The organism is Halovivax limisalsi, assembly GCF_023093535.1.
Lineage (GTDB): Archaea > Halobacteriota > Halobacteria > Halobacteriales > Natrialbaceae > Halovivax > Halovivax limisalsi.
The window spans coordinates 2,047,383-2,071,126 of sequence record NZ_CP095757.1 but is presented as its reverse complement, the minus strand read 5'-3'; the positions used below and the strand labels follow the sequence as shown (position 1 = coordinate 2,071,126).

Sequence of the window (23,744 nt, the reverse complement as noted above, 5' to 3'; positions counted from 1 at the left end):
TTATCCGAGGCTTCCCTCCATCTCGAGCTCGATGAGTCGGTTGAGCTCGACGGCGTACTCGATCGGCAGTTCCTCCGTGATCGGCTCGATGAAGCCGGCGACGATCATCTTCTTGGCGTCGTCGTCGTCCAGCCCGCGCGACTGGAGGTAGAAGATGTCCTCGTCGCCGATCTTGCCGACGGTCGCCTCGTGGGCGACGTCGACCTTCGACTCCTCGATCTCCATGTACGGCATGGTGTCGGACGTCGACTCGTTGTCGAACATCAGCGCGTCGCACTCGACGGCCGTCGAGGCGTTCTCGGCGCCGTCGGCGATGTGGACGAGGCCGCGGTAGTTGGTGCGGCCGCCGTCCTTCGAGATCGACTTCGACTCGATGGTCGAGCTGGTGTCGGGCGCGTTGTGGTAGACCTTCGCGCCGGTGTCGATGTCCTGGCCCTCGCCGGCGAACGCGATCGTGATGTGGGTGTCCGTCGCGCCGCGGCCCTTGAGAATCGTACACGGGTACAGCATCGTGGCCTTCGAGCCCATCGAGCCCGAAACCCACTCCATCGTCCCGTTTGCCTCGACGATCGCGCGCTTGGTGTTCAGGTTGTACGTGTTACGCGACCAGTTCTGGACCGTCGAGTACTGGACGTGGGCGTCCTCGCCGACGAAGACCTCGACGCCGCCGGAGTGGAGGTTGAACGCGGAGTACTTCGGGGCGGAACAGCCCTCGATGTAGTGGACCTCGGCGCCATCCTCGGCGACGATGAGCGTGTGCTCGAACTGGCCCATCCCCTCCGAGTTCATGCGGAAGTACGCCTGGACCGGCATCTCGACCGTGACGTCCTCGGGGACGTAGACGAACGAGCCGCCGGACCAGACCGCGCCGTGCAGCGCGGCGAACTTGTTGTCGCTCGGGGGGACGCAGGAGGTCATGAAGTACTCCTTGACGATGTCGGGGTGTTCCTGGACCGCGCGGTCCATGTTCATGAAGATGACCCCCTTCTCCTCCCACTGCTCCTGCATGTTCTGGTAGACGACCTCGGACTCGTACTGGGCGCCGACGCCCGAGAGCGCCTTCTTCTCGGCTTCCGGGATGCCCAGCTTGTCGAACGTGTCCTTAATTTCGTCCGGGAGGTCCTCCCAGTCGTCGGTTCCCTCGCGTGCGTCGACGTCCGGGCGGATGTACGGCACGATCTCGTCGATATCTATTTCGGAGAGGTCCGGCTGGCCGGGCCAGTCGGTCGGCATCGGCATCTCCTGGAACAGCCGAAGCGCGCGAAGGCGCCGTTCCAGCATCCACTCCGGTTCGTCCTTGTCTTCCGAGATGAGCCTGATCGTCTCCTCGTTCAGGCCCTTCTCGGAGGTGAGAGCGGCTTTGTGTTCGTTCTTGAACGCAAAGCGCTCCTCGGTGTCCGTCTCTTGCAGGTGATCTTGTTCTGAGCTCATGTTCGTAGTGTAGGTTTGCGTCTCTAGCGGTAAGACCCTTCGTCCGATCGGCGTCGATCAGGCCGTCTCGTAGACTTCCTCGCGGACCCAGTCGTATCCCTTGTCCTCGAGCTGCTCGGCCAGTTCCGCGCCGCCGCTCTTGGCGATCTTGCCGTCGAGCATGACGTGGACGTGGTCGGGTTCGACGTAGTCGAGGATGCGCTGGTAGTGGGTGATCTGGAGGATGCCCGTGCCCTGTTCGTCGCGCAGGGCGTTGATACCCGTCGAGACGTCCTGCAGGCGGTCGATGTCCAGCCCCGAGTCGATCTCGTCGAGGACGGCGATCGAGGGTTCGAGGATCGCGGCCTGCAGGACCTCGTTCTGCTTCTTCTCGCCGCCGGAGAAGCCGGCGTTGAGGTAGCGCTGGGCGAACGATTCGTCCATGTCCAGCTGGGCCATCTTCTCCTGCAGAATCTCCTGGAACTCGGCGACGCCGACCTCGCCCTCGTCGGCCGGACCCTCCATCGGCGAGGTCTCGTAGCCCTCGTCGTCCGCGTCGTCGGCTTCGGTTTCGTCCTCGTCTTCGAAGAGCTCCTCGCGCTCTTCGATCTTCGCGTTCAGCGCCGTGCGGAGGAAGTTCGTCATCGTGACGCCCTCGATCTCGGCGGGGTACTGGAAGCCGAGGAAGACGCCGAGCGCCGCTCGCTCGTTCGGTTCGAGGTCGAGGAGGTTCCACGTGCGCTGGTCCTCGTCGATCTCGATCTCGTCGCCGAACTCGTCGTCTTCCAGATGGATCAGCACCTCGCCCTCGGTGACCTCGTAGGCCGGGTGGCCGGCGATGACCTTCGCCGTCGTCGACTTCCCCGAACCGTTCGGGCCCATCAGGGCGTGAATCTCGCCGGACTCGACCTCGAGGTCGACCCCGTCGAGAATTTTCTCGTCGCCCTCAGCAACGCTCGCGTGCAGATTTTTGAGTTCTAATCGTGCCATGGTGTCTTCTCAGTCGTCCGAAGATGGGGGACTTGGACTCATAATGATTTCGCATTTGGACCAGACCGCTTTGCCTTCCCAGCAAATTATTTTCTCAAATAGGAAACCACCGCGACGTTACCGCGTTCGAACGGGGCTAAGTGGATCGCGCGGACGAGTGAACCCCATCGGGAGAGATTAGCAGCGATCCGGGCCATCCGGGACGGAAGAACGCGAAGCACGTCCCGATACGCGGATCGGTTCGAGAGTTGATCACGATCCGATGATGACGATACCCACCGAGCTGCCGAATGGTTCAACCGGCAGCTGCGTCGCATCCGCCGAGAATCTGAACTGAGTCGAGGCGCCCGATTCGGTCACATGAACGATTCCAGTCCGGTCTGTTCCTGACCGGACTTCACCTCCTCCCAGGAAATGTCCAGCGCCTCCAAAATCCGCTCGATCGGGCCCTTGAGCGTCTTGTCGAGCATCTTCTCGTAGTCGATCTCGAACTCCGGCGGGATCTGGTCGTCGTACTCGAAACAGATGACGTCCTGGTTGCGCTTGAACTCCTCGTAGACGCCGTTCTCGGCGGGGTCCAGCCCCTCTTGAGCCTCGATGCGCTGGAAGAAGTCGTCGTGGACCCGGTCCAGGTAGACCCGCTTGGGTTTACTCCCGCGCTGGAAGTTGGTCCCGAGCAGCAGGTTCGCGTACTTCGCGCCCCGAACGTGGGCCGTATCAGTCTCGTACTCCGTGAGTCGCTTGCCGATGCCGCCGGGGATCGCGATCTCGTCCAGCGACACCTCGCCCGCGAGGAAATCCTCGATGATTCCGTTGACGTAGGTTTCGGCCCCCTCGATGTCCCCGTCGCGGACGATCATCTCGATGACCTGGTGCTGAACCTCCTTGGTGATCTGAGCGATGTCCGAACGCTGGTACTCGAAGCCGGTGATGTCGATGTCGTCGACGTCCTTGCCCTCCTTCCAGACGATGTGGCCCGCGTAGCGCTTCTTCTTGCCCGCCTGGAAGAATCGTCGATAGAGCTTCTCGAATTCGATCTGGAAGCGGTGCTCGTCGGCGTTCAGTTCCTCGCGCGCGAAGTCGTCGTACCGTCCGTTGATGTAGTCCTCGATCTCGAAGGATTGCTCGAGCGCCTCGTCCGGGGAGACGTCGGGGCCGAGTTCGAGCATGACCGAATCGGTGTCGCCATACGCAACCTTATAGTTTAGCTCGTTGGCGGCGGTTTCGGTGAATTCAATGACCTCACGGCCTGTCGCCGTGATTGCCGAGGCGGCTTCCTTGTCGTAGAGCCGGAACTGTTCCCATCCTGATACGCCGTACAGCGACTGCCCGATGAACTGGAACGTGCCGTTTCGGCCGGCCAGCAGCGTGTGATTGTCTTCGACGGTGACGCAGTACACCCCATCTTCAGCCCGACTCTCGGTCGCGCTTCGGTGCATTCGAAGCGTGTTTTTCGACGACTCGGTTACGTAAATTCGCCACGACCCGCTATCCTGATTGTAGTTCGCGGTCAGTCCCAGATGCGCACAGAGTTTGAGTACGTCATCGCGGAGCCGATCGCTCGAGGTAGTGTACCGCCACGAATTGGATTGCCAGTCCCCGTCACCGTCGATCAGGACGTCGAGGAATCGACGCTTCTGCCGCTGGCTGAGCGAGAAGACGAACTCGGGAATCCGCTTCTCGAAGCTAGTCTCACCACACCGTTCGCGGAACAGGTCTCCGAGGAGTTTCGAGGTAAACTGGTAGCTCCGTTCGTCGACGTAGTAATCCAGGCCCAGCTCGTCGAGCAACGCTCCGATCGTGGTGTGATGGTCGGTCCCGCCGTCGGCGACGGGCCGTTCGTTTTGGGCAATTTGGATGGTCGTCGCAGACCCGCGAACATTCTCACCGAAGGCCTTCTCCGTGGACGTGTAGACGTTCCCTTCCGTCACGAACCAGGCGAGCAAATCGAGGAAAGCATCTCCCTCGTACGTCCGGGGAATCCACTTCCGTCCGGATTCGCGGTGGATAAAGCTCGTCTCACAGACCTCCTCGATATACTCGCGGTGTGCTTCGAACTCGTCTGCGGTAAAGACGTACCCCGTCTGACCGACGTCGGCTTTCGGGACGCGCCTTGGAGTCCAGCCGAGTTCGGCGGTAAACGTGTGACCGTGAACGGACGGGCGAACCCAGACCTCGTAGTCACCGTCGAGGAACCGGGTGAGATCGACCGTTTCGAGGTCGTCACCGTCGGGACCATCCCAGTCGTGGGGAAGTTCGTAATTCGTCGCGCGATCGAGTTCGCCCGCTTCGACGAACCGATAGTCGTCTTCCGTGATTCCGTTCGTTTCGTTCTTACGAACGAGCATGCGATGATTCGGCGTGACGCGGAAGTCGATCTTGCTCGTCTCGATGTCGATCAGGTCGCCCTCGTAGTCGGGATACGCGTGGGTCTCGACGACGGGTTTGATCTCTAGTTCCTCCGTGTCCGGATCGAGAGAGTACACGTCGTCACCGACCTCGAGATCGGTGATTTCGCACACCCCATCTGGAGTCAATACCTCCGTATCCGGCGTGAAGCAGTTCATGATGACCTTCACCGCCCCCTGCTGGCGGTCGTACTGTTCGTACGCGCGTGTGTCGGGTTCGTGCTCGTTCCGCAGCGACTTCTTCTCCTCGCGCTCGGCGAGCAGTTCCGTGATCATCTCGCGCATGACGCCGTCCGGCTCCTGTCTGAAGTGTGTCCCCGAAGGGGCGACGTGGGTCTCGCCGTCGTACGTTTCGGGATCGACGCGAGTCTCGGGCGAGGCGTTGATCGTCACCATGCACATCGGGTACAGGCTCTTCAGGTCGAGGACGGTCACGTTCTCGCGCACACCCGTGATGGGATCGAAGACGGCGCCGCCCTCGTACTCGTCGCCGGCCTCCTGTCGGCCCTTCGAAGGCAGCGCCCACCGGCCGTTCGCCTTGTGGAGGACGTACATGTCGACGGCGTCACCGGGCGTCGGGGCGTCCTCTAGTTTGCAGCCGACGAAGGTCGCCATCTCGCGCCAGAACGCGATCAACTCCTGCTGGCGGTCGAGTTCGACGCAGATCTCGACGTCGCGGAGGTTGTACTCAAGCAATCGCGTCGGATCGTCCTCCCAGAGGTCGCCGATCTTGCCGGGATACCGTTCCTTCCCGACGCCGAGTTCGCTCTCGCCGACGGCGTCGAGGCGGTAGGAATCGAGTTCGGTGAAGATGCGCCGCTGATAGCCGTAGAGCAGGTCGAAGACGACGCGGCCCTTGACGTCGGGGCCGCCCCAGTTGCTCCGCCAGACCTCGCCCAGGCGCGAGAGGCGGTCGCCGTCGAGGTCGTAGTCGTGGTGCGGGCCGTCGAGCGCTTCGAGGCGATCGAGGAGGTACGGAGCGTCGAAGTCGTCGAAGTTCCACCCGGTCAGCACGTCGGGATCGGTCTCGTCGACGTACGAGAGGAACGATTCGAGCATCGCTTCCTCGGTCTCGAACGCGCGCACGTCGTGGTCGATCTCGCCTTCGATCGGTTCGTACTCCTCGAGCGTCGACGGAACCGTCCCGTCCCCGTCGTCGGCGTCCCAGATCCAGAGGAGGTACTCGTCGCGGTAGGAGTCGTGGCTCGCGAGACAGATGATCGGTTCCTCGCCGTCTTCCGGAAAGCCCGACCGATCGTCGACCTCGATGTCGAACGTCTGGACGCGCGGGGTCGCGTCGGCGTCGACGGCTTCGACCTCGTCGTGGGGAACGATCAACGAACCGTCGTCGGCCCGGCGCTCGGGAACGCGGATCCCGCTACGGACGTCCTTGTCGATGAGAAACCGGTTCGGAAAGAGGATGTCCGCCTCGTAGTGGTCGAACTCGTCTCTGATCTGGCCGACGTCGCGCGGGGTCTGCCCGAAAATCTTCGTCAGTCGTGTCCCGCGGATGCTCTCGTAGGGCTCGCCGTCGGCGTTCGTTTCCGCCCAGTCGGTGATCCGATCGTAACTCGACAGCCGGTCGTCGTCGACCGACTCGGTCGGCGCGTAGAAGTACGGCCGAAAGCCCACGATCTGGACGTGTTCGAGTTCGTCCGCATCGGTCCGACCGAAGACGTGGACGATGGGGCGCTCGTCGTCGCCCCGGCCGACGATCGTGTAATCGACCTGCATGACGGCGACGTCGAGGTCGCCCCGGCTGTCCGGTAGCGTCTCACGTCGTGGGTCGAGAACGGTCGCGTCGCTCGACCGGCCGGCGCCGGCAACGTGGGCGGCCTCCGCGTCCGGCCGCTCGTCGGTTCCGCCCGCAAAGTCCCCGAGGGCCTGCTGGGCCTCGTCGCTCATCGTCACGCGGTTTGGTGGCCGATGGTATAAACCCAGTCACTCGGCGAGGAAGGCGCTCCCGGTCAGAGTTCACGGAATGCGACGTAATCGCCGAGGTGAGTCGACCGAAATTCGCGCGGAGCGCGAGGACGACGTGCGCCGGATCGAATTCGGCCATTCTCACCGACTGAGAGTGGCCCTGAAGATTGTAAACATCTGGTTTACCCCGCTCGCTTCCGGCGGTGTCGGGGCAACAAGACATATAACGTGATAACACGTAGCACAAGTCGAGGTGACACCAGTGTCCACCCGCATCAACGACGACACGACGGACGAGCGGGAATCGACGGGCGTCACGGTTCCCAGTATCGACTCCTACGAGACCGAGGACGGCGTCGTCTTCTACGATACGGAGAACCCACTCGCCTGGGTAGAGACCGACCGGACACTGTGTCTCGACGAGTTCGCCTGAATCCATCGACACCCTTTTTCGCCGACCGGACCGAGAGCCGGGTGTGGGGCTCGACGATTTCGAACTCGAACCGAGCGAGCACGAACCCGAGGAGTGGGATCCCGAGTCCGATCTGCACGATCCGGACGCGCCCGGACTGACGATTCCCGCGGTCGAGACGGACGAGACAGACGCCCCCAAGGAGGTCGTCGAGACCTTCTGGATAACCGTGCTCGTCGTTAACGTGGCCGTCTTCTGCGTTGCCGTCGGGCCGATGCTCATCTACTTCGAGGGGTGGATTCGCGAGGGGGCGGCCATGGTGATTGCAGGCATCGCCCTCTTCGGCCTCGCCTATCGCCGCTACCGGGCGTTCATGCAGGGACCACCGCCGGAAGTGGATTCGAACGTCGCCGACGCCTCGTCAACGCCAGCACGGTCGTCGGAGTCCGAGGCGTCGAGTGCCGATACGCACGATCGGTCAGATTCGAGCGATTCAACCGACACCCATGAAGACAGTTCGTGACGACGACGGAACCAGGTACGTGCTCCTCAAACGCGCCGACGAGGCGAGCCTCGTTCGCGACCCGCGGACCGGCGCCGAGTGTTACGTCGGCAACGACCGACTCGAGCCGGAGCCCGAGGAATCACCGCTCGAAGCGTTCGCCCTCGCCGCTCCGGCGGCCACCCGGACGGTGATCGAGAACGTCCACGACACCCGGACGCTGGGACTGTTGTACTGGATCGACGACGAGGGGCCGATCGACGTCCGAACGTTGCTGGCGGAGTCGACGTTTTGCGAGAGCGACCTCGGCGGTCGATTGACGTCGCTGACGATGGCCGGCCTGCTCGACGAAGACTCGGTCGACGGCGAACGGGCGTACCGGACCACCGACCTCGCGACGGAGGCGCTCACCGAATTACGGTCCACGTCGGCTGACCAGACGTCACAGTAACGGAAGCGCGTCGACCGGACCGACGGGCGAGGCGACTGATCAGAGCCTATCGGCTGCTATCGCCCACACGGAAGCCATCGACCGGTTCGAGATCAGTCGCCGGAGCCCGCCCGACCGGCGGCCGGGAGACCGTCGACGAGGTCGAGTGCGTCACGGTGGGCCAGCGTGGATCGATTCGTCGTCGCGTCCTTTTCGACGTGGACGAGGTCGTCCGCGGCGCCGACGAGTTCCTCGTCGTGACTGACGAGGACGATCTGCTCGACGCCGAGCTCGCGCATCGACTCGACGAGCGAGACGAGCTGGCCGACGTGACCGGCGTCGAGGAAGACGGTCGGTTCGTCGAGAATGAGCGGCGGCAGCGGCGCGGCGCCGTCGACGCCCTCCGCGAGCAGGCGGTAGATCGCACACCGCAGGCTCAGGTTGAACAGGGCCCGCTCGCCGCCCGAAAGTTGCTCGGGATCGAGCGCTTCGCCGTCCTTCTGGTAGACGGTGAGCTGGTAGGAGCCGTCGAGATCGATGCCGGCGTAGGAGTCGTTCTGGTAGACCAGTTCGAACGTCTCGTTGAGCAGGCGTTCGAGCGTCTCCACGTTTCGCTGTCTGAGCTCCGCGCGGAGCGTCTCGTAGGTGTCCTGGAGGGTCCGGGCGTCCGCGTGGAGCGATTCGAGCGCCTCCATACGGTCCGCGACCGCCTCGCGTCGCTCGCGAAGCGATTCGAGTTCCTCGAGTTCGTTCTCGACGGCGCCGATGGCGTTCTGCAGGTCGTCGCGCTCGCCGCGCAGTTCGTCGAGTTTCTCGTCGACGCGCTCGATGTACGACCGGGCGTCCGCGAGATTCTCCCGCGCGGCCTCGACCCGGTCGTCGTCGAACTCGGCTTCGAGTTCGGATCGGCGATCGCGGGCGTCGGACAGCTGGGCGCGCCGTTCCTCGTTCATCGTCTTCCAGTCGGCCCTGCGCTCCCGAACGGTCTCGATCTCGCGGTCGATCTCCGCCCGCGTCGCCCGCTCGCTCCGGAGCGTTTCGACCTGCTCGCGCGTCTCGCGAAGCGCGGCGAGTCGCTCGTTGTACTCGCCGAGTTCCTCGCGCAACGTTTCGATCTCGTCCTCGATCGACGCGGCTCGCTCGCGGTTCTCGGTCGCCGTCGCCTCGGCGTCCTCGGCGGAGTCGATCAACGACTCGCGCTGCTGGACTTTGTCCTCGACCGTCTCGCGTTTCTCTTCGAGTAATTGCGAGAGTGACTCGCGCTGGTCCTCGAGTCGGTCGATTCGGCGGGCCGTCTCCGCGAGCGACTCCGCGCGCTCGATCCGCTCGGCGAGCGTTTCGAGTTCGGCCTCCAGTTCGTCGCGTTCGGCCGCGAGCGTCTCGCGACGCTCGCGTTCCTCCGCGAGGTCATTCACGTGGGGGCTGTCCTCGACCGGTTGGCCACACTCCGGACACTTGCCGGCTTCGAGCAGCTCCTCGGCCTCCTCGATGGCGGACTCGACCGTCGCCAGCTCGGTCGTCAGTTCGGTCAGCTCCTCGCGGCGCTCCGACTCGCGCTCGCGCACCGTCGACAGGTGGTCGTCGACGGACGACGGGTCGACCGGTGCGTCCTCGAAGCGCGCGCGAGCGTCCTCGATATCCTCGTCCAGCTCCGCGAGCTTCTCGCTGCGTTCTTCGATCGTCTCCCGATCGGCCGCGAGCGTCTCGGCGAGGGATTCGGCGTCGGACCTGGACGTCTCGGCCTCCTCCTCGAGCTCCGCGGCCGTCTCGCGAAGGCTCTCGATCGTTCCCGTCCGTTCGGTGATCTCGACGCGGGTATCCTCGAGCGACGAGCGAAGCGACTCTTCTCGATCGTCGAGCTCCGCGAGTCTGGCTTCGATGGCGTCCTCGTCCGGCAGATCACCTTCGAGCGCGGAGCGAAGCGACTCGATCCGGTCGCTCACGTCCTCGCGTCTGGATCGAAGATCAGAGAGCCGTTCTGCCGCTTCCTCGCGGTCCGACTCTGTCTCCGTGATCTTCTCGCGAAGCGTTTCGATCCGTTCGTCGAGATCTTCGAGTTCCTCTCGGATCTCTTCGTGGGTATCGAGGACGTCCTGAGCGGAATCGCGCGTCTCGATCGCGTTCTCGCGCTGTTCCTCGAATCGCTCGATCTCCGTGACGACGTCGGACCGCTTCGTCTCGAGCCCGTTGAGGCGGTCGTGGAGGGATTTCTCCTCCTTCGCCTCGATCTGTTCGTCGAGCGTCGCGGCTTCGCCGCGAACTTCGTCGAGGACGTCCGAGACGCCGAGCCTGGCCTCGCTGGCCCGTTCGCGGTACGATTCGAGGGCGCCGAGCTGGAGGAGGTCGTCGATCATGTCCTGGCGCTCGCCCGGCGAGGCGTGGATGAGTTTGTTGACCTCGCCCTGCCGGACGTACGCGCAGTTGACGAACGCCGTCGCGTCCATCCGGAGGAGGTCCGTGACGAAGGCGCGCACGTCCCTCGCGCCGTCGACGGTTCCCTCGGGCCCCTCGAGGACGCACTTCGTCGTCACCGCCCGGTCGTCCCGCCTGGAGAGGCGGCGTTCGATCCGGTACTCCGCGCCGGCGTGACGGAACCAGAGGGTCACCGACGCTCCATCCTCGCCGGTGGTGATGACGTCCGCGAGGGCTCGGTCGTCGAGCGCTTTCGACCCGTAGAGCGCGAAGAATACGGCCTCGAGAAGCGTCGACTTCCCGCTGCCGTTCACCCCGTGAACGACCGTCACACCGGTCGAGAGCGAGAGATCGACCTCGCCGTAACACTTGAAATTGGTCAGCGAGAGGCGCTCTACTCTCACGAGAAATCACCGATCGAAACCTGCGTGTCGTCCGCGACGGTCGCCTCGTCGCTCGATTCGTCCGGGTCGCCAGCCGAGTCCGCGTCGGCGGCGTCGGTGGCGTCGTCGACGGTGGCACCGTCTTCGCCGTCGGGGACGTCGTCGACACCGGCGGGACTGTCCTCGGTCGGTGACTCGACAGCAGCCTCAGCCGCGGGCTCGTCACCGGCCGGAGTCACTGACTCGTCATCGGTCGCAGCCGCGTCATCGCCGGCGGCCGAACTATCGTCGGTTCCCCCGGCCGAGGTGGAGTCAGCGCCGGCTTCCGCTCCGGACTCGGAATCGTCGCTCGATCCGTTCGATTCGTCGGGCTGCTCCTCGTCCGAGAGATCGAGGGCCCCGTCGGCATCGTCGGTCACGTGTGAATCGGTCGGGTCAGGGCCCGGTCCGTCGAGGTCGACGGCGAGCTCCAGGCCGTCGTCCGTCAGTCCGTCGCGCACGCTGCGTTCGACGGCCTCGCGGACGTTCGAGTCCGCGACGGTCTCGTCGCGGACGGTCGCGTCGATCGCGAGCGCGCCCGTCCCGAGGTCCAGTTCGCGCAGTCGCTTCGTGACCGCGGTATCCGGATCGGCGAACGACACCTGCAGGTCGGCCTCGGAGTCCGCGATCTCGCGGCGATCGTTGGCCCGCGCGACGAGCGCGTCGCGTTCGAACGCGAACTCCTCGACCGCGGCCGGCGAGACCGGGTCGCCCTCGCCCTCGATGGTGACGACCACCACCGCGTCCGCGAGCTCGTACTGCCCGAGGCGTTCGAGGACGCGATCGACTCCCTCGCCCTCGTCCAGTTCCACGTCGACGAAGACGAACTCGCGCGTTCCATCCAGGCCTCGCCGGGTGATGGTCACCTCGTCGTCGAACGTGACGAGGTTGTATCCCCGCGGGTCGCGCTCGCTCGCGCTCGCACGCTCGGACGATCCGCAGTAGGTGACCCAGGTGTCCGCGACCTCGGCGGTACCCGGCGCGTGATTGTCGCCGAGCAACATCGCGTCGAAGTCGACCGACGCCTCGGACAGGACCGTTTCGGTCTCCCAGGTGGCGTGCGCGAACGGTTCGAAGAGGCCGTGTCCGACGAGCGCGCGGTGGGCGGCGCCGGATGGCGGCGGGGCGAAATCGTACGAGAGGGCGTCCCGGCGCGACTTCGGGACGAAGTCCAGGCCGTAGAGAGCCACGTCGCCGACGAGCATCGGCTCGGAGCCGAGCCGGGTCGCCAGCCCGAGATCGGCGAAGAGGTCGAGCCACTGTGCGTCGCGCTTGGTTTCGTGATTGCCGACGATGGCCAGAAATGGAATATCGGCGTCGGCCAACCGGCGGAGCACCCGAATCGTTCCCTGGAGGTCGACGAGTCCGGGGCGGCGGTCGTGAAAGAGGTCGCCGGCGTGGACGACGGCGTCGACGTCGGCCTCGATGGCGTCGGTGGCGACCTGGTCGAACGCCGCGAGAAAGTCGCGGCGCCGATCGGGCGAGTTGTACTGTTGGTACCCGATGTGGGTGTCGCCCGTGTGTATCACCCGCGTCATCACCGACCGTTCGAACGCGGCCCCTATATGGATTCCGTCGTGCGTGTCCGTAACTCGCGCTGAGGGGGCTCGACGTGATCGAAACGACCGCGGGAGTGCAACACGGACAGTTCGTCCCGACCAGCAGCCGACGGTTTCGATGCAGGAGTTCTCGTCTCGACCGAGGGATCGACCTCCGATTAGGAGTCGATATCGAGACGGTAGACGCGTTTGCGGGCGTCGGTGAACGAGAAGCGCGATTCGATCACGTCGGCGTCGTCGAGTCGGCTGATCGCGTAGCGGACCGTCCGGGCGGGCAGCAGCGTCTCCTCCGCCAGTTGTTGCTGTGACAGCGTGTCGTTGTACTCGAGGACCTTCGCCACCAGTTTCGCACTCGGCGGCAGGTCGCGAACGTCGTCCCAGCTTCCGCCGGGATCGGTGTCGCCCTGAATTGCCTCTGAAGCGCTCATCACCGTACCCATTCGGATACGGCCTAATAATATTTTCTGTTCAGATATATTCCTATCAGTTATTCCCCTCGCGGGTTCGGGCGACCGTCGTGGTGACCCGAAGCCTCTTATGAAGCAGCCACCTACGAGGGGGTGATGACCGATACCGTGGACGACGTTGAGCTTCCCTACGAGGACGAAACGTCCCAGCAGGAGAAAATACGGGCGCTGGAAGAGCGTCTCGAGGTCGTCGAGTCCCAGAACGAGGAGATGCGGGATAAATTACTCGACGCCAACGCCGAGAACAACAAGTACCAGCAGAAGCTCGAACGGCTCTCGCACGAGAACAAGAAACTCAAGCAGTCCCCGCTGTTCGTCGCCACCGTCCAGGAGATCTCGGACGACGGCGTCATCATCAAACAGCACGGAAACAACCAGGAAGCGCTCACCGAAGTGACCGAGGAGATGCGCGAGGACCTGACGCCCGACGACCGCGTCGCGGTCAACAACTCGCTGTCGATCGTCAAGTCGCTCTCCAGCGAGACCGACGTCCGCGCTCGCGTGATGGAGGTCACCGAGAGCCCCGACGTCGGCTACGAGGACATCGGCGGACTCGAAGACCAGCTCCAGGAGGTTCGCGAGACCGTGGAGATGCCCCTCGATCGGCCGGAGATGTTCGACGACGTGGGGATCGACCCGCCATCGGGCGTCCTGCTGTACGGCCCGCCCGGGACCGGCAAGACGATGCTCGCGAAGGCCGTCGCGAACAAGACCGACGCCACCTTCATCAAGATGGCCGGCTCCGAACTCGTCCACAAGTTCATCGGCGAGGGCGCGAAGCTCGTTCGCGACCTCTTCGACGTCGCCCGCGAGCACGAACCGGCCGTCCTCTTCATCGACGAGATCGACGCCATCGCCGCGAAACGCACCGAGTCCAAGACCTCCGGCGACGCCGAGGTCCAGCGGACGATGATGCAACTACTCTCGGAGATGGACGGCTTCGAGGAGCGCGGCGATATCCGCATCATCGCCGCGACCAACCGCTTCGACATGCTCGACCGCGCAATACTGCGCCCCGGCCGATTCGACCGCCTCATCGAGGTGCCAAAGCCCGACGAAGCGGGTCGCGAGCTCATCTTCGAGATCCACACGCGCGACATGAACGTCGCCGACGATGTCGACTTCGAGGCGCTCGCGCGCGAGACCGACGACGCCTCCGGCGCCGACGTGAAGGCGATCTGCACCGAGGCGGGCATGTTCGCGATCCGCGACGACCGCACCGAGATCACAACCGAGGACTTCTACGACGCCTGGGAGAAGGTCAGCGCCGAATCCGACGAAGCGGGCGACGTCTCGAAGACGTTCGCCTGATCCACCCGGACCGTCGTCCACGCCGCGCAGCAGTTCCTCTCGAACGACGTGATACGGAGTACAGTCCGACGGCGAAGGGGACTCTCGGCCGACCCGTACCGGGGATCGATCCGCCGGTCGAACGACGGCTCGACCACCGACCGTCTGGTCGGCCCGTCCGAAGGACTGGTCGGATTCTGCGGTCTGCATTCCGGACTCCTTTTGTTCACCCGCTCGGTAGGACCCACGCATGACGAAGATCGTGGTCGTCGACAACCACGGCCAGTTCACTCACCTCGAGCGGCGGGCGCTTCGAGACCTCGGCATCGAGACGGACCTCGTCGACAACGATACCCCGCCGTCCGCGGTCGACGCCGACGGCGTCGTGCTCTCGGGCGGTCCGGACATGAACGATATCGGCGAGAGCCCGGCCTACCTCGAGGCGGACGTGCCCGTCCTCGGGATCTGTCTCGGCATGCAGCTCATGGCCGAACACCTGCCGGGCGGCGCCGTGGGAAGCGGCGACTACGGCGGCTACGCCGACGTGACGGTCGACGTGCTCGACGAGACGGACCCGCTGATCGGCTCGCTCGCCCCGGAAACCCGCGTCTGGGCGAGTCACGCGGACGAGGTGACGACCGTCCCGGACGGATTCGAACGCACCGCGACGAGCGACGTCTGCGGCGTCGAGGCGATGAGCGACACCGACCGGAATCTGTACGGCGTCCAGTGGCACCCCGAAGTGGCCCACACCGAGGCCGGCGACGTCGTCTTCGAGAACTTCCGGGACGTCTGCGAGTCGACCTGAGTTTCAGGTCGAGCGGTATTAGCGTCTGTACGGGGTGGCCAACCATCGTTAGCGGTGAGAAGAACCGCCTGACAGCGGCAGCGTTCCGAAAACTCGTTTCGAGAAGGGTTCGGTGGCGACGGCTGGGCGAACCAACGACCCCACGCTGGCATGATTCGTCAGGAACTCGGCGAGTGCCTCGGCTATCGCCACCGCCGCTGCTGGAGCGGCTGATGAAAGACGACCATATGAGAGACCAGTGACGAGCGATCGTCCGATAGATGCTCGCTATCGTTACGCAACCGGGGTGTGAGCATCCGCTGATTATTCAAATCTCGTAGGGGAGTACGTCACGCCACCGACGGGTAGATCGTCCTCCATTCCGATAGAACTGGCGTACGGAGGGCGTTGAGGGACACTTCCTGGGGTTTTAGGCCATTGTGGGCGCAGAGCTGGTATGGCGGGTGCGCATATCGACTTCGAATTGGATTCGATCGATGCTGAACGGCGGTTTTTACGAACGTACCTCGCGGCGGCGTGGGACCGCTTCGAAGCGAGTGATTTCTTCGAAACCGGCTGGTTCTGGCGATACGGCCAGTTCAACGAGTACTTTGGACAGGACGGAGGCCGCGTCTTCCTGGTGTTCGACGGAAATCCGGAGGACCTCATCGAAACCGAGGAGGACTGCTGGCGGAACTTCGACGGACTCGACTCGTGGGAACTGCATCGGTACGAGAGTTCGGACGCGTTGCGAGGCGGCGGGTGGGAGCTCGATGAGGAGTACGGTAGCGTGCTCGAAGAACAGAAGGCGAGAAAAGGTGAGGAAGGCGGAGACTGGCAATATCGGCTGCTACCGCTGGCAGCCCAGTTCTCCCTCGCGTATCTCAGTGAATTCGGCGACACCCTTCCAGCCGTCGCTGAACAATCCGAGGCGAACCACACCGGGGTCGGGTTCTGGAGCCTTCACCATTACACGATGATCCAGTGTGGCTACGACTGGTACGACGAGACTGACTCCTGTCTCAAAGGGATCAAGTACCGACTGAAAACGCTCGCCAACGATTTCGATCCGGAGACCGCCCGTGAGGAGTATACCCGGCTCAAAGCTGAGTTGGAGGCCTACGAGGAGGAATTTGAGGAATGGCTCGCCGAAAATCCGAATGGTGATGCCGAAGACCTCTAGTCCAGTGAAGAAATCGCGCGACGTCTCTCACAGGCCGTCGGAGAACGGTATCGGATCTGGTAGTTGAGCTCCGACGGCTACGACGCCACAGTCAGATTGAACCCACGCTACGCTAAAGACGGGATGGGGAGGCAGGCGAATCCGATCGATACCCACTATTCGGCCGGCAGAATGCGAACAGACGGCCACTACGCCATGAAGATAGCGTACGGCACGAGGAAGAGGAGCACCGTCAGAAGGGCGAGGATGAGGCCGTAGCCGACGACGGTCCCGAGTCCGGCGAGCCAGGCGGGGTGGTCGAACTGATCTCCTTCGAGGGCCATGCTACTGGCTTCTCGGTGTGAGCAATAAACGTACCGGAGGACGACGGACCCCGCTGCGATGCCGACCGATCCTCGAAGCCTACGATCGGTCCTCGAAGAGTTCGTCGACCGCAGTCTGCGCCGCGAGCGCGGCGTCGTCGGCGACCCGTTCGGGATCGACCGTCGACTCGGGTGCGTGGAGGTAGACGTCGACCTCGAGTCGACCGCCCTCGAACGTGACAGTCACGTCGAGGTCGCGAACCTCAGACTGTTTGTATCGGTCGAACACGAGTCCCTCGGCCGCGTCCGAGGCCGTTTCGACCACGGTCTCGTCGTCCGGCCACTCGGTCTCGTCATTGCCGTCGGCCGGCGACGACTGCCGCGCCGGGTCGGACTCCTCGGGTGGCATTACGCGCCGCCCGCACCGGGGCCGCCGGGGCCGGCCGGACCGCCCATCGCGCCGCCACCGAGCATCCCTTCGAGTTCGTCCTGGAGGGACTCGAACTGCTGCTGGACGCGTTCCTCCTGCTTTTCGAGGGTTTCGAGTCGGACCTCGAGGTTCGAGACCTTCTCTTCGAGGTCCTCGGCGGCTTCGTCGTACTCAGTTTCGACGAAGAGGTCGCCGATCTGGCGGTACATCGTCGTATCGTCGTCGACCTCGTCGAGTTCGTCGAGGGCCATCTCGGCCTGCTGCAGGCCGGATTCGGCCTCCTGCTTCTGGACGGCGACGGTCTGGGCCGTCTCCTGCAGTCCCTGCAGCTCCTCGATTTTCTCCTGGGCCTCTGGTGGCAAATTACCCTGCATAGTCGAGCGGACGGTTCCCGGACTGATAAACCCAAGCTTTGAATCCGAAACCGGGCCGCCTCGTCCGAATCGCTCGACGGACGCGCCGGTTATCACCTCGGTCCGAGCGACCGGATCAGCTGTCGACGATCGGTGGTAGAACAGGTCGGGGACCGACGCCGCTCGCCTCACGACGCACGTTCGGCGTCTGACTGCCCGCCCTCGATCGCCCGCTCGGCGACGTCGACGAGGGTCAACCAGGTGTTGAGCGCCGCCCGCAATGCCGTCAGGTCGCTCGCCTCGATCCGAATCTCGACCGTATCGCCGTGACGCTCGAGCCGCGTCCGGGACCGGTCGTCGTCGATATCGCCGATCTCCGGACGGACGCTCGTCGCGACGCGAGTCGCTCGTCGCGTCGAGGGGTAGGAAAACGAAAGCGTCGTCGCGTGGGCGGCGGTCGTCACTCGACGTCGACTTCCTTGACGTCGCGGCTGCGCTCTTTCAGCAGCACGCGGTGGCCGCAGTACGGGCAGCGGACGCCGCCGTACTCGTCGAGCGTGACGTCGCGCTTGCAGCGAGAGCACTTGTATGCCATCGTGTGTTACTCGTCGTCCGCGTCTTCGGAGAGTGCTGCGCGGATAGAGCGCGTGACCGTCTTGCCGGCGGGCGTCGTCGGACGGTAGGCCCCGCCGGTGAACGTATCGCCCGTTTCCTCGTTCTTCCAGATGCCGGTGCCGACGCGGGTGACGTCGTCGCCGTCGACGGTGGCGTGTTCCATATCCGACTCGATCTCCGAGACGCGTCGGCGGGCGACCCGGCCGTACCGGGCGCCGAAGCGTCCGGCGCTGCCGATCGTTCCCCTCGTTTGCTCGGCCATAGTATCCGTACCTATCCCCACCCCACCAATAAACCTGTTGAGTCGCGACCGGCGGGGTTCGGTCGCGCCACTGCCAGACGGCGCATTCCCACCCGATCACCCCCAGTGCGGCGACGGACCCGGCGGTCCGCGGAACTGCAGGTGACACCGTCGCGGGTTCGATTCGCGCGGCGACCTCCCCGGCGAACACGCCGGCGAGGACGAACGCCGCCACGGCGATCAACACCGCGTCCGAACGATCGACCACGCCAGCGGCTTCCACGCCGGTCCGGATAACGCTGATCGATCGACCCGTGACCGTCAGGACGCCGAACGCGAGGCCTCACCCGGAACTGTCGAGGAGCGACCCAGCGGGCCGCCGACATCGACGTGTCCCGGTTTCAGGCCTCCCGCATGTCGGCGTCGACGAGCGCCTCGTTCAGGGCCTCGCGAACCCGCTCGCCGGTGTCTCTGTCCCAGGCCGTCGTCACCACGCGGTTCTCCTGGACGCTCGACCCGTCTCGCAGGAGCAGTCGGAGGTTTCCGCCGTCACCGGACCTGGCGACCTTCGCCCGGAGGCCGGACTGGGAGCCGGTGCCGCCGGCGTCGATCGGCCCGGGGATCACCTTCTTGACGTGGGGATGTTCCGCGACCGTCTGGATCGCGCGCACGCCCGACCGACCGCCGATGAGCGTCGAGTGACTGCCGCCGATCTTCTCCGCGGGCGGCGTCTCAACCACGTCGAGGGCGTCCTCGCCGCGTCGGTCGCGAACGTAGGCGACCGGATCCGGGTCGTCGACACGGTAGAACGGGTAGCGTAGCTTCGATCGCACCGCTCGGATCACCGGCCGCTCGCCCGTGGCGTATATTTCGGTGGGACGCTTGCGCCGGATCTCGTCGGCGACGCGGCCCGCGAAGTTCCGGAGTTCGACGACGGCGCGATCGCCCTCGGATTCGGGGGTGGTCGTCACGGTCGTCTCCCCCGCTCGATCCGCCTCGGCGAGCATCGTGATCGTCGCTCGATCTCGGGCCGCGTCGAGGACGACGGTGTCGGCGTTGCGCGTTCGACAGACCAGGCAGTAGTCGCCGGGTTTCTCGAGCGGCGAGGCACAGTGCCGACACTCCATACCGGAACGACGGTGGCTCGACTCAAAACCGCCACGCTTCGGGTCGAGGCCTAGCCGAGGTCGACGGGATCGGTCTTCAGGAACTCGCGCAGGACGACGGTCGCGTACGAGCCGCTCGGCAGCGAGAACGAGAGGGTGAGCGGGTCGTGATCGAGCGAAAGCTCCGTTCGGACGAGGATCGCCCGTCGCGTCCCGCTCGAGTGATACGCTCCAGGCAGGTCGAAGTCACCCGGAGACAGGCCCAGGTCGTCGAGGACCGACCGCTCGATCGCTCCGGGTTCTCCCTCGCCGAGTTCCGTTTCGGTGCCGACGAGCGGGGCCGTGACGAACGCCCGACCGCGCTCGCAGTGGCGCGCGATCGACTCGACGCGTCGCCCGGAGACGCGCTGTTGTCGATCGGTGTCCGGTACGGCGAGGTCGTCCGGCCCGTCGCGGTCGGCGAAACACGCCACGTCGCCCTCGACGGGGCGATCGAACGGCAGTCCGGCGGCCAGGCGCTCGCTCAGAATCCGGTTGAACGCGTACGACTGGGCCGCGTGGACGAACAGCCGCCTGAGGTTCGAGGGGAACCGATCGAGGGCGTCCCGGTACGTCGATTCGTCCGCGGGACCGCCCGATTCCGCAAGCGCGTGCAACAGCGAGCGTTCGTACCGGAGGTGCCCGGGAAATCGATCGAGCGCGCCCTGCCAGTCGCGCGTCTCCGCGACGAACTTTCTGGCCTCGCGCGTCTCCGCGGGCTCGGACTCGTGCGGGTCACCCAGATACGTCATCACCGCTCCCTCCCAGTCTCGCCCGACGATCGCGAGTCCGACCTCGTGGGTGATCGGGCGGTAGCTGCCGAATCGCTGCTGGCCGAAGACGTTGGGGACGCCGATCGTGGTCGGATCGTCACCGGCGCCGGAATCGTCACCCCCGGCAGAATCCCTCGCGTCGGCCGATCGGCGATCGGTTGCGGAATTCCCGAGACCGCCGAACGCCGCGAGTTCGTCCCGGACCGTCCGAGCGGATTCCGGCGAGTTCGGCTCGGAGACGACGATTTCGAACTCGTTGCCGAGCAGGTCGCCGAACTGGATCGCGCGGCCAGCCCGCCCGACCAGCTCGACGTCGGCGGCGGAGAGCGACGGGATATCGGACGGATCGACGTCCCGGACGGTGAAGAGCTGGGTCGTCACGGCCCGTTTGTCCTTCGTCCCGGCCCAGGAGACGCGTTCGCGGCTGATGCCGAGCGCGTCGGAGAGGCGGGCCGCGAAGTCGTTCGTATCCCAGCCGGACAGGGTGGCGCGGACGACGACGTGCGGGTAGGCCGAGGGGTCGGCGTCGAGGGGCTCCGCCGAGAACGATTCGCGCTCGCGAACGCGGAAGTGTTCGTCCCGTTCGCGGAGTCGGCCGCCGGTCCCGTCGGCGTCGCTGACGTAGTAGTCGACGCCGACGGTCCGCTCGGTCGGGTGGGCGGGGCGCATTCGAACTGTCCGGACGGTGGCGACGGACGGATAAATGCGTTCGTCTTCGTCGCGGGCGACCGAGTGGACGGATGCTCGGTCCGGCCACGGGTAGTCGGCGCTGACACCACACCGAAGCAGTTAGTCGTCGCTCGCGACGGACCCGACGAGGTCGCGGACGAAGTCCATCTCGTCCTCGATGATCCCGTGGCTCATCCCCTCGTAGATCCGTTTCTCGACCGAGGCGTCGAGCGAATCGAAGGCGTCGGCGGTCTCCACGACGCGTTCGACGGGGATGTGCGGGTCCTGATCCCCACAGCCCAGAAACACCGGCGTCCCGTCCATCGATCCGTCGTACGAAAAGTCGGTTCCCTCGGGGCCGATCAATCCGCCGCTCAGGGCGACGAGCCCACCGTACCGTCTCGCGTTCCGGGCGGCGAACTCGCTGGCGAGACACGCACCCTGCGAGAAGCCCGCGAGGATCGTCCGCTCGAGCGGAACGCCAGCGTCCGTGACGGTCTCGAGCTGGGCGTCGAGTTTCGACAGCGCCGAGCCGAGGTGGGGTTGGTTCGCCTCGATCGGCGCCATGAACGACTGGGGGTACCAGGTGCCGCGATGGGCCTGGGGCGCGAGGTAGGCGACGTCGTCGCGCCCGATCTCGTCGGCGAGTCCGAGCATTCCGGTCGCACGCGCGCCGCGACCGTGAACGAGGATCACGGCCGCGGACGCGTCCGATAGCGACGGTCCCGCTCGCTCGACGTCGGTCCCGGCGTGTGGATCGTCACCAGCTCGACCGGAACCGCTCGACTGACTGGGCATAGGCCACCCACGAGGTCGTCGCCCAAATCGCTTCGCGTCCCGGCGAACGACCGTCGCCCGACTCGATCGGTTCGAGCGGTCTCCGACAGCGACGGTCAGAACAGCGAGAGGTCGCCCGTCACTCGGTCGACGGCGTCCTCGGGCCCTGGACCGACCGCGAGTGCGGTGACTGTCCCGGGTTCCAGTTGCGTGTGGCCGGCGTCCCGGATGATGGCGTTCGCCAGACCCTCTCGGTCCGCGATCGACGCGAGTTCGTGCAGTTCCCGCTCGCCGGAGCCCTTGAGCACGATCTTCTTCTGGCCGCCGGTCTTCCAGGCGCGCCGATCCCGTTCGTCCGCTTTCTCGTAGGCCGAGAGGGAGGCGTGGGCGACCTGCGCGGCGAGCTTTCCGGTCCCCATCCCGACGTCGGTCCGGGCGACGATGGCCTGCTTCATGCCGGATACTCGCGGGCGGGCGCTATAGGGGCCACGATCCGCGGGCGGTCACGGTGATTCCGTGGACTGCACCAGTTTGCGGACCGGCCGACCAGCCACCTCGAACCCGTACGTATTAACTGGCGGCGCGCGAGTCACCGATCATGATCCTCTCGGACGCGGACATCCTCGATCGCCTCGAATCGGGCGATCTCGTCGTCGAACCGCTCGACGATCCGGAGTTGCAGATCCAGCCCGCGAGCGTCGACCTCCGGCTGGGAAACGAATTCCTCGAGTTCAGCCGGACGAACATCCCCTGTATTCACCCGAGCGCCGAAGGCGAGGTCGACGACTACCTCACCGAGACGGTCGTCGAACCGGACGAGGACTTCATCCTCCACCCCGGCGATTTCGTCCTCGGGACGACCCACGAGCGCGTGGAGATCCCGCCGGACCTGATCGCTCACGTCGAGGGGCGATCCTCGCTCGGCCGGCTCGCCGTGGTGGTCCACGCCACCGCCGGGCTGTGCGATCCCGGGTACCGCGGCCAGATAACCCTCGAACTCTCGAATCTCGGGACGGCACCGGTCGCCCTGACGCCGGGGATGCGGGTCTCGCAGCTGACGTTCACCGAACTCACGTCGCCGGCCGAGCGCCCCTACGGCGCGGCCCGCGGCTCGAAGTACCAGGACCAGTCCGGCCCGCAGGCGTCGCGGATCGGCGGCGATCACGAGTTCGGCGGCGATCAGCGCCCCACCGAATGATCGCTCTCGCCAGCGGCCGGAGGCGGGTTCGACCGGGTGGCCCCCGGGCGCACTGTCGAGGAAACGGTCGGACGGGTTCGAACGACCGTAGAGTTATTTCCTCGGGCGGCGTAGCGGAGGCCAGTCGATGAGGTTTATCGAGGAGATCGTCGTCGAGGAGTTCCTCCCGACGGTCCGGTCGCTGCTCGCCGCCGAGTTGCGCGATCGCGGACTCACGCAGCGGGAGGTCGCGACGCTGCTCGGCATCAGCCAGAGCGCCGTCTCGAAGTACGCCCACGGCGACGTGCGGATCAACGAGACGGTCGCCGCGGACGACCGCGTCGCGGAGGTGATCGCCGACCTCGCCGACGGGCTCGCCGACGACGAGCTCACGCCCGTGCAGGCGCTCGTCGAACTCGAGGTGCTCATCCGCGAACTCGAAGGGGGAAGCGACCTCCTCGCGCGGATGCACGAGGAGGCCGAACCGGAGCTGGCGAACTACCCGTCCTTCCGGGTGCACGATCCGGAGAACGAACTCAGGACGAGCGAACGCGTCCGATCGTCGCTTCGCCGGGGCCTCCACCTCCTCGAGAACGCGAGCGGGTTCGCCGGACTGATACCGGCTGTCGGATCGAATCTCGTGGCGTGTACGCCCGACGCGTCCGGGATCGACGACGTGGCGGGCGTGCCCGGTCGCATCGTCGACGTCAAGGGCCAGGCGACGATCCCGGCGGACCCGGAGTTCGGCGTCTCCGAACACGTCGCCTCCATCCTGCTGGCCGCCCGCGCGAACGGCAGCGACGCGCGAGCGGCGGCCAACGTCCGATACGACGACGCGATCCAGGACGCGCTCGCGGACGCGGGCCACGAACTCGCCGAGTTCGACGAGAGCGGCGACATGGAGAAAAACGCGGGTCGGGCCGTCGCGGCGAACCCAGACGCCACCGTGCTCTATCAGACCGGCGGCGAGGGAATCGAGCCCATCACGTACGTACTCGGCCCAGATCCCGAAACGGTCGCCGACTCGCTTCGCACGCTGGCGTCGTCAGTTCACGGCCCCTGAATCG

Annotated in this window: 24 protein-coding genes; 8 read left to right on the top strand and 16 right to left on the bottom strand. The window is 65.4% G+C overall.

Going from position 1 to position 23,744, the window contains the following annotated elements:
* The 3 genes from sufB to MXA07_RS09450 form a co-directional block, all read right to left on the bottom strand.
* Nucleotides 1-1,431 carry a Fe-S cluster assembly protein SufB gene (gene sufB / locus MXA07_RS09460; protein ID WP_247728360.1) on the bottom strand — a complete coding sequence of 477 codons (1,431 nt, stop codon included), beginning with the start codon at nucleotides 1,429-1,431 and terminating at the stop codon, nucleotides 1-3.
* Nucleotides 1,432-1,488: 57 nt separating this feature from the next.
* Entirely contained in the window at nucleotides 1,489-2,400 is a 912-nt protein-coding gene (locus MXA07_RS09455) for an ABC transporter ATP-binding protein (protein WP_247728359.1), read from the bottom strand.
* Nucleotides 2,401-2,756: 356 nt separating this feature from the next.
* Nucleotides 2,757-6,713, bottom strand: a complete 3,957-nt coding sequence (locus tag MXA07_RS09450; protein WP_247728358.1) for a DNA polymerase domain-containing protein — start codon at nucleotides 6,711-6,713, stop codon at nucleotides 2,757-2,759.
* 271 nt (nucleotides 6,714-6,984) lie between these two features.
* On the opposite strand from MXA07_RS09450, the gene MXA07_RS09445 reads away from it, so the two are divergent.
* Genes MXA07_RS09445 through MXA07_RS09435 form a run of 3 tightly spaced genes read left to right on the top strand, consistent with a single transcriptional unit; the run spans nucleotide 6,985 to nucleotide 8,096 of the window.
* A complete protein-coding gene (locus tag MXA07_RS09445; protein ID WP_247728357.1) occupies nucleotides 6,985-7,164 on the top strand; it encodes a DUF7331 family protein in 180 nt (59 codons plus the stop codon).
* Nucleotides 7,165-7,207: 43 nt separating this feature from the next.
* Nucleotides 7,208-7,666: a DUF7322 domain-containing protein gene (locus MXA07_RS09440; RefSeq protein ID WP_247728356.1), complete on the top strand. Its 459-nt coding sequence runs from the start codon at nucleotides 7,208-7,210 to the stop codon at nucleotides 7,664-7,666.
* Nucleotides 7,650-8,096: a DUF7346 family protein gene (locus tag MXA07_RS09435; protein WP_247728355.1), complete on the top strand. Its 447-nt coding sequence runs from the start codon at nucleotides 7,650-7,652 to the stop codon at nucleotides 8,094-8,096. The genes MXA07_RS09440 and MXA07_RS09435 overlap by 17 nt, the downstream gene beginning before the upstream one ends.
* A 92-nt stretch (nucleotides 8,097-8,188) precedes the next feature.
* Here the strand turns inward: MXA07_RS09435 and rad50 are convergent, their stop codons facing one another.
* The 3 genes from rad50 to MXA07_RS09420 form a co-directional block, all read right to left on the bottom strand.
* Entirely contained in the window at nucleotides 8,189-10,891 is a 2,703-nt protein-coding gene (gene rad50, locus MXA07_RS09430; RefSeq protein WP_247728354.1) for a DNA double-strand break repair ATPase Rad50, read from the bottom strand.
* A complete protein-coding gene (gene mre11, locus MXA07_RS09425) occupies nucleotides 10,888-12,447 on the bottom strand; it encodes a DNA double-strand break repair protein Mre11 (protein ID WP_247728353.1) in 1,560 nt (519 codons plus the stop codon). Before mre11 ends, rad50 begins: the two co-directional genes overlap by 4 nt.
* Nucleotides 12,448-12,626: 179 nt before the next feature.
* Nucleotides 12,627-12,896, bottom strand: a complete 270-nt coding sequence (locus tag MXA07_RS09420) for a MarR family transcriptional regulator (protein WP_247728352.1) — start codon at nucleotides 12,894-12,896, stop codon at nucleotides 12,627-12,629.
* 135 nt (nucleotides 12,897-13,031) lie between these two features.
* Between MXA07_RS09420 and pan1 the strand changes: the two genes are divergently transcribed.
* From pan1 to MXA07_RS09405, 3 genes are all read left to right on the top strand, one after another.
* Nucleotides 13,032-14,246: a proteasome-activating nucleotidase Pan1 gene (gene pan1 / locus MXA07_RS09415; RefSeq protein WP_247728351.1), complete on the top strand. Its 1,215-nt coding sequence runs from the start codon at nucleotides 13,032-13,034 to the stop codon at nucleotides 14,244-14,246.
* A 229-nt stretch (nucleotides 14,247-14,475) separates the two neighbouring features.
* Complete coding sequence (locus tag MXA07_RS09410) at nucleotides 14,476-15,033, top strand: GMP synthase subunit A (protein WP_247728350.1); 558 nt, start codon at nucleotides 14,476-14,478, stop codon at nucleotides 15,031-15,033.
* A gap of 436 nt (nucleotides 15,034-15,469) precedes the next feature.
* Nucleotides 15,470-16,195, top strand: a complete 726-nt coding sequence (locus MXA07_RS09405) for a hypothetical protein (protein ID WP_247728349.1) — start codon at nucleotides 15,470-15,472, stop codon at nucleotides 16,193-16,195.
* Nucleotides 16,196-16,383: 188 nt separating this feature from the next.
* On the opposite strand, the gene MXA07_RS18185 is transcribed toward MXA07_RS09405, so the two are convergent.
* The 10 genes from MXA07_RS18185 to pth2 all read right to left on the bottom strand — a co-directional run bounded on the left by MXA07_RS18185 (nucleotide 16,384) and on the right by pth2 (nucleotide 21,955).
* On the bottom strand, nucleotides 16,384-16,518 hold the full coding sequence (locus MXA07_RS18185; protein WP_282102516.1) for a hypothetical protein: 135 nt from the start codon (nucleotides 16,516-16,518) through the stop codon (nucleotides 16,384-16,386).
* A gap of 79 nt (nucleotides 16,519-16,597) precedes the next feature.
* Nucleotides 16,598-16,906 carry a DUF3194 domain-containing protein gene (locus tag MXA07_RS09400; protein WP_247728348.1) on the bottom strand — a complete coding sequence of 103 codons (309 nt, stop codon included), beginning with the start codon at nucleotides 16,904-16,906 and terminating at the stop codon, nucleotides 16,598-16,600.
* Nucleotides 16,906-17,301 carry a prefoldin subunit beta gene (locus tag MXA07_RS09395; RefSeq protein WP_247728347.1) on the bottom strand — a complete coding sequence of 132 codons (396 nt, stop codon included), beginning with the start codon at nucleotides 17,299-17,301 and terminating at the stop codon, nucleotides 16,906-16,908. Before MXA07_RS09395 ends, MXA07_RS09400 begins: the two co-directional genes overlap by 1 nt.
* 167 nt (nucleotides 17,302-17,468) lie before the next feature.
* Nucleotides 17,469-17,744 (bottom strand): KEOPS complex subunit Pcc1, encoded by a 276-nt coding sequence (locus tag MXA07_RS09390; protein ID WP_247728346.1) that lies wholly within the window; start codon nucleotides 17,742-17,744, stop codon nucleotides 17,469-17,471.
* On the bottom strand, nucleotides 17,741-17,875 hold the full coding sequence (locus tag MXA07_RS09385; RefSeq protein ID WP_247728345.1) for a DNA-directed RNA polymerase subunit P: 135 nt from the start codon (nucleotides 17,873-17,875) through the stop codon (nucleotides 17,741-17,743). Before MXA07_RS09385 ends, MXA07_RS09390 begins: the two co-directional genes overlap by 4 nt.
* A gap of 6 nt (nucleotides 17,876-17,881) precedes the next feature.
* A complete protein-coding gene (locus MXA07_RS09380) occupies nucleotides 17,882-18,157 on the bottom strand; it encodes an eL43 family ribosomal protein (protein ID WP_247728344.1) in 276 nt (91 codons plus the stop codon).
* Nucleotides 18,158-18,537: 380 nt separating this feature from the next.
* The gene (locus MXA07_RS09375; RefSeq protein ID WP_247728343.1) at nucleotides 18,538-19,263 is read right to left on the bottom strand and encodes a DUF2103 domain-containing protein; all 726 of its coding nucleotides are present in this window, start codon (nucleotides 19,261-19,263) and stop codon (nucleotides 18,538-18,540) included.
* A gap of 50 nt (nucleotides 19,264-19,313) precedes the next feature.
* Nucleotides 19,314-20,723 carry a tRNA pseudouridine(13) synthase TruD gene (truD, locus tag MXA07_RS09370; protein WP_247728342.1) on the bottom strand — a complete coding sequence of 470 codons (1,410 nt, stop codon included), beginning with the start codon at nucleotides 20,721-20,723 and terminating at the stop codon, nucleotides 19,314-19,316.
* Between the two features lie 120 nt (nucleotides 20,724-20,843).
* Nucleotides 20,844-21,521 (bottom strand): alpha/beta hydrolase, encoded by a 678-nt coding sequence (locus tag MXA07_RS09365; RefSeq protein WP_247728341.1) that lies wholly within the window; start codon nucleotides 21,519-21,521, stop codon nucleotides 20,844-20,846.
* A gap of 95 nt (nucleotides 21,522-21,616) precedes the next feature.
* A complete protein-coding gene (pth2, locus tag MXA07_RS09360; RefSeq protein WP_247728340.1) occupies nucleotides 21,617-21,955 on the bottom strand; it encodes a peptidyl-tRNA hydrolase Pth2 in 339 nt (112 codons plus the stop codon).
* 143 nt (nucleotides 21,956-22,098) lie between these two features.
* Here pth2 and dcd point away from each other — a divergent pair, with 143 nt between their 5' ends.
* The gene (dcd, locus tag MXA07_RS09355; protein WP_247728339.1) at nucleotides 22,099-22,698 is read left to right on the top strand and encodes a dCTP deaminase; all 600 of its coding nucleotides are present in this window, start codon (nucleotides 22,099-22,101) and stop codon (nucleotides 22,696-22,698) included.
* A 127-nt stretch (nucleotides 22,699-22,825) separates the two neighbouring features.
* Complete coding sequence (locus MXA07_RS09350; RefSeq protein ID WP_247728338.1) at nucleotides 22,826-23,740, top strand: thiamine-phosphate synthase family protein; 915 nt, start codon at nucleotides 22,826-22,828, stop codon at nucleotides 23,738-23,740.
* Nucleotides 23,741-23,744 lie beyond the last annotated feature (4 nt).

Excerpts from the sequence above, each read along its gene's own strand:
- MXA07_RS09410 (WP_247728350.1), top strand. The coding sequence starts at position 14,476 with ATGACGAAGATCGTGGTCGTCGACAACCACGGCCAGTTCACTCACCTC.
- MXA07_RS09380 (WP_247728344.1), bottom strand. The coding sequence starts at position 18,157 with ATGGCCGAGCAAACGAGGGGAACGATCGGCAGCGCCGGACGCTTCGGC.
- MXA07_RS09395 (WP_247728347.1), bottom strand. The coding sequence starts at position 17,301 with ATGCAGGGTAATTTGCCACCAGAGGCCCAGGAGAAAATCGAGGAGCTG.
- pan1 (WP_247728351.1), top strand. The coding sequence starts at position 13,032 with ATGACCGATACCGTGGACGACGTTGAGCTTCCCTACGAGGACGAAACG.
- MXA07_RS09435 (WP_247728355.1), top strand. The coding sequence starts at position 7,650 with ATGAAGACAGTTCGTGACGACGACGGAACCAGGTACGTGCTCCTCAAA.
- MXA07_RS09420 (WP_247728352.1), bottom strand. The coding sequence starts at position 12,896 with ATGAGCGCTTCAGAGGCAATTCAGGGCGACACCGATCCCGGCGGAAGC.
- MXA07_RS09455 (WP_247728359.1), bottom strand. The coding sequence starts at position 2,400 with ATGGCACGATTAGAACTCAAAAATCTGCACGCGAGCGTTGCTGAGGGC.
- dcd (WP_247728339.1), top strand. The coding sequence starts at position 22,099 with ATGATCCTCTCGGACGCGGACATCCTCGATCGCCTCGAATCGGGCGAT.
- MXA07_RS09365 (WP_247728341.1), bottom strand. The coding sequence starts at position 21,521 with ATGCCCAGTCAGTCGAGCGGTTCCGGTCGAGCTGGTGACGATCCACAC.
- MXA07_RS09385 (WP_247728345.1), bottom strand. The coding sequence starts at position 17,875 with ATGGCATACAAGTGCTCTCGCTGCAAGCGCGACGTCACGCTCGACGAG.
- MXA07_RS09450 (WP_247728358.1), bottom strand. The coding sequence starts at position 6,713 with ATGAGCGACGAGGCCCAGCAGGCCCTCGGGGACTTTGCGGGCGGAACC.
- sufB (WP_247728360.1), bottom strand. The coding sequence starts at position 1,431 with ATGAGCTCAGAACAAGATCACCTGCAAGAGACGGACACCGAGGAGCGC.
- MXA07_RS09350 (WP_247728338.1), top strand. The coding sequence starts at position 22,826 with ATGAGGTTTATCGAGGAGATCGTCGTCGAGGAGTTCCTCCCGACGGTC.
- MXA07_RS09405 (WP_247728349.1), top strand. The coding sequence starts at position 15,470 with ATGGCGGGTGCGCATATCGACTTCGAATTGGATTCGATCGATGCTGAA.
- MXA07_RS09375 (WP_247728343.1), bottom strand. The coding sequence starts at position 19,263 with ATGGAGTGTCGGCACTGTGCCTCGCCGCTCGAGAAACCCGGCGACTAC.
- pth2 (WP_247728340.1), bottom strand. The coding sequence starts at position 21,955 with ATGAAGCAGGCCATCGTCGCCCGGACCGACGTCGGGATGGGGACCGGA.
- mre11 (WP_247728353.1), bottom strand. The coding sequence starts at position 12,447 with ATGACGCGGGTGATACACACGGGCGACACCCACATCGGGTACCAACAG.
- MXA07_RS18185 (WP_282102516.1), bottom strand. The coding sequence starts at position 16,518 with ATGGCCCTCGAAGGAGATCAGTTCGACCACCCCGCCTGGCTCGCCGGA.
- MXA07_RS09400 (WP_247728348.1), bottom strand. The coding sequence starts at position 16,906 with ATGCCACCCGAGGAGTCCGACCCGGCGCGGCAGTCGTCGCCGGCCGAC.
- truD (WP_247728342.1), bottom strand. The coding sequence starts at position 20,723 with ATGCGCCCCGCCCACCCGACCGAGCGGACCGTCGGCGTCGACTACTAC.